The sequence below is a fragment of the Amycolatopsis sp. NPDC102522 genome (genome assembly GCF_055584485.1).
The window spans coordinates 489849-497796 of sequence record NZ_JBVJLY010000001.1; the positions used below are offsets into that span (position 1 = coordinate 489849).

Here is a 7948-nt window from a genome sequence, read left to right on the forward strand (position 1 = left end):
TGGTGTTACCTCGATCACGACGCCGAGGGGGGCGCATGGACGAGGACGAGCAGGGGAAGAAGTCCGGGTGGGGCGAACTGGGCCATAAATGGATTACGGCTACCGCCGCTTTAATCACAGCGCTTGCTACGGCCGGATTCTTCATCGGCCGCGAAAGTGCATCTGACAATAAAGAAGCTAAACCTGCCGGTTCGCCTCCGACCACGGTAATCGTGGAGCGAAGCGCCTCAACGTCGGTAGTCTCGACGCCTACACAACAGCCGCCAAGCCTGCAGGAGGCTGATCAGCCCAAGGTCTTTTGGACCGGTGAACTCTTGTGGCCGCCAAGTGACGGTTTCAACTTCGACATCTCCCCGCCCCTCCACACCAGCGGCAGGGAAATACATGCGGGCATGGGCGGAGTACTCGAGTCGAGCGGTCAAGCGGCGAACCTGTCGGTATGGAAGAGCAACGCACTGCCTGGCAAGAATGACTGCGCCTCAGCCGTCGATGAGGGAGGAAGGACCTACATCAGCGGCGTAGTCAAAGGCAACTACGTCTGCGGAAAGACGTACGAAGGCAGAGTCTTCCGGCTCGACGTGATCACCGCCGGTAACGGCCTGAAAACACGGGCAACCGTGTGGGAGCCGTGAACAACGCCCTTCAGGCTGAACGACCGGCCCACCTGCGAGTGACAGACACCACAGGCGACAATGGAGGACGTGACAGCCACCCTGAGCAAGCCCAGCCTGAAGATCGGCCCCTACGAGGTCGATCCCCCGGTCGTGCTCGCTCCGATGGCGGGCATCACCAACGTCGCCTTCCGGCAGTTGTGCCAGGAGTACGGCGCGGGCATCTACGTCTGCGAGATGATCACCGCCCGCGCGGTGGTCGAGCGCCACCCCGGCACGATGCACATGATGACCTTCGGCGAGAACGAAAAGCCCAGGTCCATGCAGCTTTACGGGGTCGACCCCAAGACGATGGCCGAGGCCGTCCGCATCATCACCGGCGAGGGGCTCGCCGACCACATCGACAGCAACTTCGGCTGCCCGGTGGCGAAGGTGACGCGCAAGGGCGGCGGCGCGGCGTTGCCGTTCAAGCGCAAGCTGTTCGCCGACATCGTGCGCGAGTCGGCGAAGGCCGCGGCCGCGGCGGGTGTGCCGTTCACGGTCAAGTTCCGGGTCGGCATCGACGACGACCACCTGACCTACCTCGACGCCGGGCGCATCGCGGAGGCCGAGGGCGCGGCGGCGGTCAGCCTGCACGCGCGCACGGCCGCGCAGCGCTACTCCGGCCAGGCCGACTGGACGAAGATCGCGGCGCTCAAGGAAGCCGTCACCAGCATCCCGGTGCTCGGCAACGGCGACATCTTCTCCGCCGAGGACGCGCTGCGCATGGTCGACGAGACCGGCTGCGACGGGGTCGTGGTCGGACGTGGCTGCCTGGGCAGGCCCTGGCTGTTCGGTGAGCTGGAAGCCGCCTTCGCCGGGCGCCCGCTGCCGACACCGCCGAACCTCGGCGAGGTCGCGAAGGTGCTTCGCAGGCACGCCGAGCTGCTCATCGGGCACGACGGCGAGACCAAGGCCCTGCGCGACCTCCGCAAGCACATGGCCTGGTACTTCATGAACTTCCCGGTCGGCTCCGAACTGCGCCGCGGCTTCGCGATGGTGTCCGGCCTGACCGAACTCGACGATCTCATCGGCCGCCTCGACCACGACGCGCCGTTCCCCGACAACGCCGACGGGCCGCGCGGACGGCAGGGGTCGCCGGGCAAGGTCACGCTGCCGCATGGCTGGCTCGACGACCCGGACGACGACTGCGTCCCCGAGGCCGAGGACATGCACTCGGGGGGCTGAAACGAAGAACGCTCCCGCCGGACGGACCGGCGGGAGCGTTTTCTTTCCAGGCTCAGGTGCCCCTGGTCTTGTAGGCGAACTTCCACTGGCCGGTGTCGACCTCGAAGCACCGCATGGTGATCGTGTAGTACCGGGCCATATTGCTCTGCTCGATCTGGCAACTGCTCAGGCTGTAGTACGGCCCGAGCTGGCAGCCCGGGTTCCCGTCACAGACCCCGGCGACCGAAACCGGTGCCTCTTCGGCCACCGCGACATTCGCCGCCGTGACGGCGATTCCGCCCGCGAGCGCGACGGAAGCGGCACCGGCGGCGAGCCGGCGCCTCCAACTGTTCGACATGTACTACCCCAGTTTCCCCAGTGCGACCGAAGATCGGCCACGGTGGTCATGAGATGCGAATCGGACACTGGTCGTCAATCCCTTGCCGCCCGCCCGAAACCGGCGGCCCGTAGAGTCGGCGCCGTGATCGAGCAGCTGAGCATCCCCACCGCGGCCGGTTCCTTCGACGCCATCGCGGCGGGCCCCGAGGACGGCCGCCCCGTCCTGCTGCTGCACGGGTTTCCCGAGGCCGCGGTGGAGTGGGAGCACCAGGTCGCGACGCTCGGCGTGCTCGGATATCGGGCGGTGGCACCGGATCAGCGCGGCTACTCGCCGGACGTCCGGCCGGAACAGGCGTCCGAATACGGGATCGACGAACTCGTCGGTGACGTTATCGCGATCGCGGATCGCTTGGGGTGGAAGGAATTCGATCTCGTCGGGCACGACTGGGGTGGCGCTGTCGCGTGGTGGGCGGCCGACACGCATCCCGCCAGGCTCCGCAGTCTCGCCGTCGTTTCGACGCCGCATCCGGCGGCACTGGCGGAGGCCATGAAGACCGACGAGGACCAGCATCTCCGGTCGGGGTACATGACCGAATGGCGACAGACCCGCGTCACCGAACGGCGGATGCTCGCGGACAACGCCGACGCGCTGCGCCGCATCTTCGACTGGAAGGTGCCGCCGAGCAGGATCGACGAGTACGTTCAGCGGCTGTCCGAACCGGGCGCGCTGACCGCCGCTCTCAACTGGTACCGCGCCGGCCGTCCCGGCGGGAAGATCGGGCCGATCGAGGTTCCGACGCTCTACATCTGGAGCACCGAGGACGCCGCCTTCGGGTCGACGGCCGCGCTCGACACCGCGAACCGCGTCACCGGCCCGTACCGCTTCGAGATGATCGAGGACGTCTCCCACTGGGTGGTGGAAGAGGCGCCCGAGGCCGTCACTTCTTTGCTCGTGGAGCACCTTTCATCCCACTAACAGGGGTAACTCTGGTCGCGGTACCGGTTACAGACAGCCTGCTGGTTCAGTGGGTCCGGTGAACAACACGACCGAAGTGGACACCGAACGCATCGTCTACGTGACCGAGGACGGCGAGCCGACCGGCGAAACCGCGCCCAAACTGGCCGCGCACCACGAGAACACCCGGCTGCACCTGGCGTTCTCCTGTTATCTGTTGCGCAGCAGCGACCAGGCCCTGCTGATCACCAGCCGCGCCGCGTCGAAGAAGGTGTGGCCCCGGGTCTGGACCAACAGTGTCTGCGGGCACCCCGCGCCGGGTGAGCCGATCGAGGAGGCCGTCCGGCGCCGTGCCGCCTTCGAGCTCGGGCTTCCCCGGCTGAACGGGCTCCGGTGCGTCCTTCCGGCGTACCGCTACAGCACGCCTCCGTTCGAAGGCGTGGTCGAGAACGAGTTCTGCCCGGTCTTCGTCGCCTGGGTGGACGAGGACCCGGAACCGCATCCGGACGAGGTCGGCGACTGGCGCTGGTTGAGCTGGAATGATTACGCACTGTTGCTGAATGACGATGTGACTGACGTGAGTTACTGGGCGAAGGATCAGTTTTCGCAGCTCAAAGACTTCGAGCCGTTTTCGTCCTTACAGAACGGCACTTCGGTGCGTGACAATGGCGCGGATCCGTCGTCCACTTGAGCGATATTCACTTCCGACCGTACCGATACCTCAAGAGATCCCTCCTATACGACGAAAACCAATTCGTGGCGGAGGTGAGCGTGGCAGCCGACGACGAGGCCGCGCTCCCACCGAGCGCGCCGTCCACCGATCTGCTCAGCCTCCACGAGTCGATCGCCGGGGTGCTCGCCACCCAGGGTGACTGGCGGCGCGCCTACCACCACCTCAAGTCCGCCTTCGACCTCGCCCGTGCCGGCAGCCTGCGGGACACGCTGACGTCCAGCTACAACCGCCGTTACCTCGATCAGTGGCTGCACGGCCCGGCCGTGGACTACCGCGGCCCGCCCGGGATCGCGATCGCGCTGGTCGACCTCGACCTGTTCAAGGGCGTCAACGACACTTTCGGGCATCTGGTCGGCGATCGAGTGCTGCGCGAAGTGGCCGACCTGCTGCAGCAAGGACTTCCGCCGGAGGCGTTCTGCGCCCGGTACGGCGGCGAGGAGTTCGCGCTCGTCATCCCGGACGTCGAGGCCGCCCGCGCGGTGCGCATCGCCGACACCGCCCGCATCCGGGTGGCCCGCCATCCGTGGCCCCGGATCCGGCCCGGCCTCTCGGTGACGATCAGCGTGGGACTCGCGCACGAGAGCCGCGCGGAACCGGATCGCCGGGCAGAACCGGAACGGCAGTTGCGCCGAGCCGACGCTTTGTTGTATATGGCGAAACGGGCGGGCCGGAACAAAGTGGCGTATCAGGATAAGGAATCGTCGCGGATGATTCCTCAGTCGTTGAACGCCGCCGAGTCCGCCGGCGCCTAGCCCTCAGACATCTAGCCACTCACTCCGGTCAAGAGTCGTACTCTGCGTGACGGTTTCGACCTTTTTAACGCAGCTTTAACCAGAACCGCTCACCCGATCGCATGGACCGTTCGGCGCTTATCGGTACCTTGGGTGAAGAAAATTCCGGGATGGTTGTCGTCACGAACCTGAGGTGTCCGTACGATAACGAAAGAGCTTCGACCCTGTCGTGAAAGGAGACCGAGTGCCCGACGAGCACCACAACCCGGGGACCGGTCGCCACGGCACCACCGACAGAAATGCCGGTGAGCGCGGCCGCCGGGGTCGACGCCGCTCGATGGACACCCACGGCGGGATCAGCGTTTCCGACGTCGTCGCACGTCATACGGGTGAACGCCCGGTCTTCGACCCCGCCGCCGAGGCTCCCGCCCCGCGCCGTCTCCGGCAGGACGAGCCGACCCCCGAGCCTCCGAGACCCGGTTCGCACGCGAACCGGGCGGAGCCGCCCGCGCCGCGGCGCCCCCGTCCGGCAGCCCCGGCTGAGAATCCGGCGCCTCGTGCGGCCGAGCCCGCCGCGCCGCCGGCTCAGACGCCGCCGCGGCCCCCTCAGCCCGCCGAGCCCCAGCGCCCGCCTCGTGCGCGCCAGCCACGGCGTGGCTCGCAAGCCGCGCCCGGCCCCGAGGCTCCGACGCAGCGCCGCCCGCCGGTGGTGAACCCGGGAGCACAGCAACAGCCCGCGGTACCGGCGTCGCCGCGCCGTCCCCGCCGCCCCGCTCAGCGGCCGGTCCAGCAGTCACCGATTCAGCAGTCACCGGTCGCACCGCCGCCGGTCCAGCAGCCGCCGACCTCGCAGCCGCCGGTCCCGCCGTCGCCCCTGTCTTTGTCTCCCGGTGTCCCGCCGCGGTCCGAGATGGACCGGCTCACGATGACCGACGAGCTCGAGGCGATCGACGACGCGACGATCACCAAGCGCAAGATCGACCACACGCTCGCCCGGTTCTCCGCCGCGCACGACGAACTCGAAGCCGAAGAGGCCAAGAAGCGCGAGCGCCGCGAGCGGCTCGCCGCCCGCCCCGCCGCGTTGCTGGAGCAGACCCGCACGGCACTGCAGCGGGTGGTCACGACCACCGATTCCGACGCCGCCGAGCCTGCCGAGGCCGCGGAGCAGTCTTCCCCGCAGACCCGCCTGCAGGAGAAGAAGGAACGCAAGACCAGGCAAGCGGTCAAGGTGGGCCGGATCGCGGCCGCCGTGGTCGCCGCGCTCGTGTTCCTCTCCCTCGGTTCGGCGTGGGGTGCCCAGACCTGGTTCGACGCGAAGTTCAACAACGTCGCTTCGCTCGACGAGGATTCGGCCGACATCCAGGACGCCGCGGGCCAGACCGGCGACGAGAACTTCCTGATGGTCGGCTCCGACAGCCGTGACGGCGCGTCCGCCGAAGACGGCGTCGGCGACACGGAAGGCACTCCTGGTGCCCGCTCGGACACGGTCATGATCGCGCACGTCCCCGCCGACAGGCAGCGCGTCGTCATGGTGTCCTTCCCGCGCGACCTCGAGATCAGCCGTCCCGAATGCAAGCGGTGGGACGCGGCGACGTCTTCCTACTCCGAAGAGACCTCGCCCGCGAAGAAGATCACGAAGCTGAACACCGCCTACGCGGTCGGTGGCCCGCAGTGCGTCACGAAGGTCATCCAGCAGATCACCGGCATGAAGATGAACCACTTCGTCGGGATCGACTTCAACGGCTTCAAGTCCATGGTCGACGCCGTGCAGGGCGTCACCGTGTACAACGAGAAGCCGGTCGACGACACCACGCTCGGCATGGTCATCCCGCAGGCGGGCGAGGTGCGGATCTCCGGCGACCAGGCGCTGAACTACGTCCGGGCGCGGCACGTCAAGGGCGACCCGACGTCGGACTACGGCCGGATCAAACGGCAGCAGGCCTTCCTCGGCGCGCTGCTGAAGACGGTGATGTCGAAGGACGTCATCCTGGACACCGGCAAGCTCAGCGGCTTCATCGACGCTTTCGCGAAGGCCACGTTCGGCGAGAACCTCGGCATCAACCAGATGATGACGCTGGCGAAGTCGATGCGCGGCATGGGATCGGACAAGGTCAAGTTCCTCACCGTGCCCACCACCGAAGAGGCGAACAAACGCGGCAACGAGGTGCTGTTGCAGAGCAAGTCGAAGGCCGTCTTCGGGGCACTGATCAACAACACCCCGCTCGAAGAGAAGGCCCCGGCCCCGCCGTCGGGTGACACGGAGTCCACGCCGACGAGTTCCGCCAAGTCCGGTAACCCGAAGAAGAGCAGCAGCTCAGGCTGAGGATCCGTCGAAGGATCATTCGTTAGTCCGGGTTCACGTCAGGTTCACTCTGGGATGCGGCTTTTGGTCCCTCTTCCCCGTAGGGTTGGGCCATGCGTGAGGCTTACCATGTCGAACTCGAACAGCTCGCCGAGAACCTAGCGAGCATGTCGCTCCAGGTCGCCGACGCGATGGAGCGGGCGACCCGGGCGTTGCTCGAGGTCGATCTCGGACTCGCCGAGCAGGTGATCAGCGATGACGCGAAGGTCGACGACGCGCGCGCCGAATGCGAGGAGCAGGCGTACGCGCTGCTGGCCCTGCAGGCACCTGTCGCGACCGACCTGCGGACAGTCCTCGCCGCGATCCACGCGGCGGAGAGCCTGGAGCGGATGGGCGATCTGGCGCTGCACGTGGCGAAGGCCGCGCGCCGCCGTCACCCCGACCCCGTGCTGCCCGACGCCGTGCGTGCCGACTTCGCCAAGATGGGCGAGGTCGGCGTGAGCCTGGCCCGTCAGGTCGAGCAGGTCATCAAGTCCAAGGACGTCGAGGCCGCCCGCACGATCGAGTCGGACGACGACGAGGTCGACGAGATCCACAAGCACCTGTTCACGGTCATCATGGACCGGAACTGGGACCACGGCGTCGCCGCGGCCGTCGACGTCACCCTGCTGGGCCGCTTCTACGAGCGCTTCGCCGACCACGCCGTTTCGGTCGCGCGCCGGATGATCTTCGTCGTGACCGGCAAGATGCCCGGCTACGGCCCCGACGAGCTTTAGCCCTCGCGTCCGGTCCTCTGGATGCGTAAAGGGCGGTGAGACGTGGGTCCGGTGTCGTGGTGAGTGACGATTCGAGTCAGGCACCCAGTAGTCACAGCGGCCGCACGTGAAGGACCCCTTGTCCAAGTACGTGAAGGACCCCTTCATTGCGCCTAGCGCAATGAAGGGGTCCTTCACGTACCTCGGGCGACCAGGGTGCCAGCACCGCGTGGGTCGGGGTGGTGGGGGGGGGGGGGGGGGGGGGTTTGTACGGAAACCACACCACCAACCCCCCCCCCGGGGGGCGGGGGGGGTG

At 67.5% G+C, this 7948-nt stretch carries 8 protein-coding genes; 7 read left to right on the forward strand and 1 reads right to left on the reverse strand.

Going from position 1 to position 7948, the window contains the following annotated elements; genetic code table 11:
• Window positions 1-35 precede the first annotated feature (35 nt).
• Together ACZ6YV_RS02025 and dusB are read left to right on the forward strand one after the other, a co-directional pair.
• Window positions 36-632: a hypothetical protein gene (locus ACZ6YV_RS02025; protein WP_465507888.1), complete on the forward strand. Its 597-nt coding sequence runs from the start codon at window positions 36-38 to the stop codon at window positions 630-632.
• A 60-nt stretch (window positions 633-692) separates the two neighbouring features.
• On the forward strand, window positions 693-1838 hold the full coding sequence (gene dusB, locus ACZ6YV_RS02030; protein ID WP_465507889.1) for a tRNA dihydrouridine synthase DusB: 1146 nt from the start codon (window positions 693-695) through the stop codon (window positions 1836-1838).
• 52 nt (window positions 1839-1890) lie between these two features.
• On the opposite strand, the gene ACZ6YV_RS02035 is transcribed toward dusB, so the two are convergent.
• On the reverse strand, window positions 1891-2175 hold the full coding sequence (locus tag ACZ6YV_RS02035) for a hypothetical protein (RefSeq protein ID WP_465507890.1): 285 nt from the start codon (window positions 2173-2175) through the stop codon (window positions 1891-1893).
• A gap of 123 nt (window positions 2176-2298) precedes the next feature.
• Between ACZ6YV_RS02035 and ACZ6YV_RS02040 the strand changes: the two genes are divergently transcribed.
• The 5 genes from ACZ6YV_RS02040 (at window position 2299) to phoU (ending at window position 7653) form a co-directional block, all read left to right on the forward strand.
• Window positions 2299-3132 carry an alpha/beta fold hydrolase gene (locus ACZ6YV_RS02040; protein ID WP_465507891.1) on the forward strand — a complete coding sequence of 278 codons (834 nt, stop codon included), beginning with the start codon at window positions 2299-2301 and terminating at the stop codon, window positions 3130-3132.
• A 58-nt stretch (window positions 3133-3190) separates the two neighbouring features.
• The gene (gene idi, locus ACZ6YV_RS02045; protein WP_465507892.1) at window positions 3191-3802 is read left to right on the forward strand and encodes an isopentenyl-diphosphate Delta-isomerase; all 612 of its coding nucleotides are present in this window, start codon (window positions 3191-3193) and stop codon (window positions 3800-3802) included.
• 65 nt (window positions 3803-3867) lie between these two features.
• Window positions 3868-4596 (forward strand): GGDEF domain-containing protein, encoded by a 729-nt coding sequence (locus ACZ6YV_RS02050; RefSeq protein ID WP_465507893.1) that lies wholly within the window; start codon window positions 3868-3870, stop codon window positions 4594-4596.
• Between the two features lie 889 nt (window positions 4597-5485).
• Window positions 5486-6898 (forward strand): LCP family protein, encoded by a 1413-nt coding sequence (locus tag ACZ6YV_RS02055; RefSeq protein ID WP_465508505.1) that lies wholly within the window; start codon window positions 5486-5488, stop codon window positions 6896-6898.
• A gap of 92 nt (window positions 6899-6990) precedes the next feature.
• Entirely contained in the window at window positions 6991-7653 is a 663-nt protein-coding gene (gene phoU / locus ACZ6YV_RS02060; RefSeq protein ID WP_465507894.1) for a phosphate signaling complex protein PhoU, read from the forward strand.
• The last annotated feature ends 295 nt before the right edge of the window (window positions 7654-7948 follow it).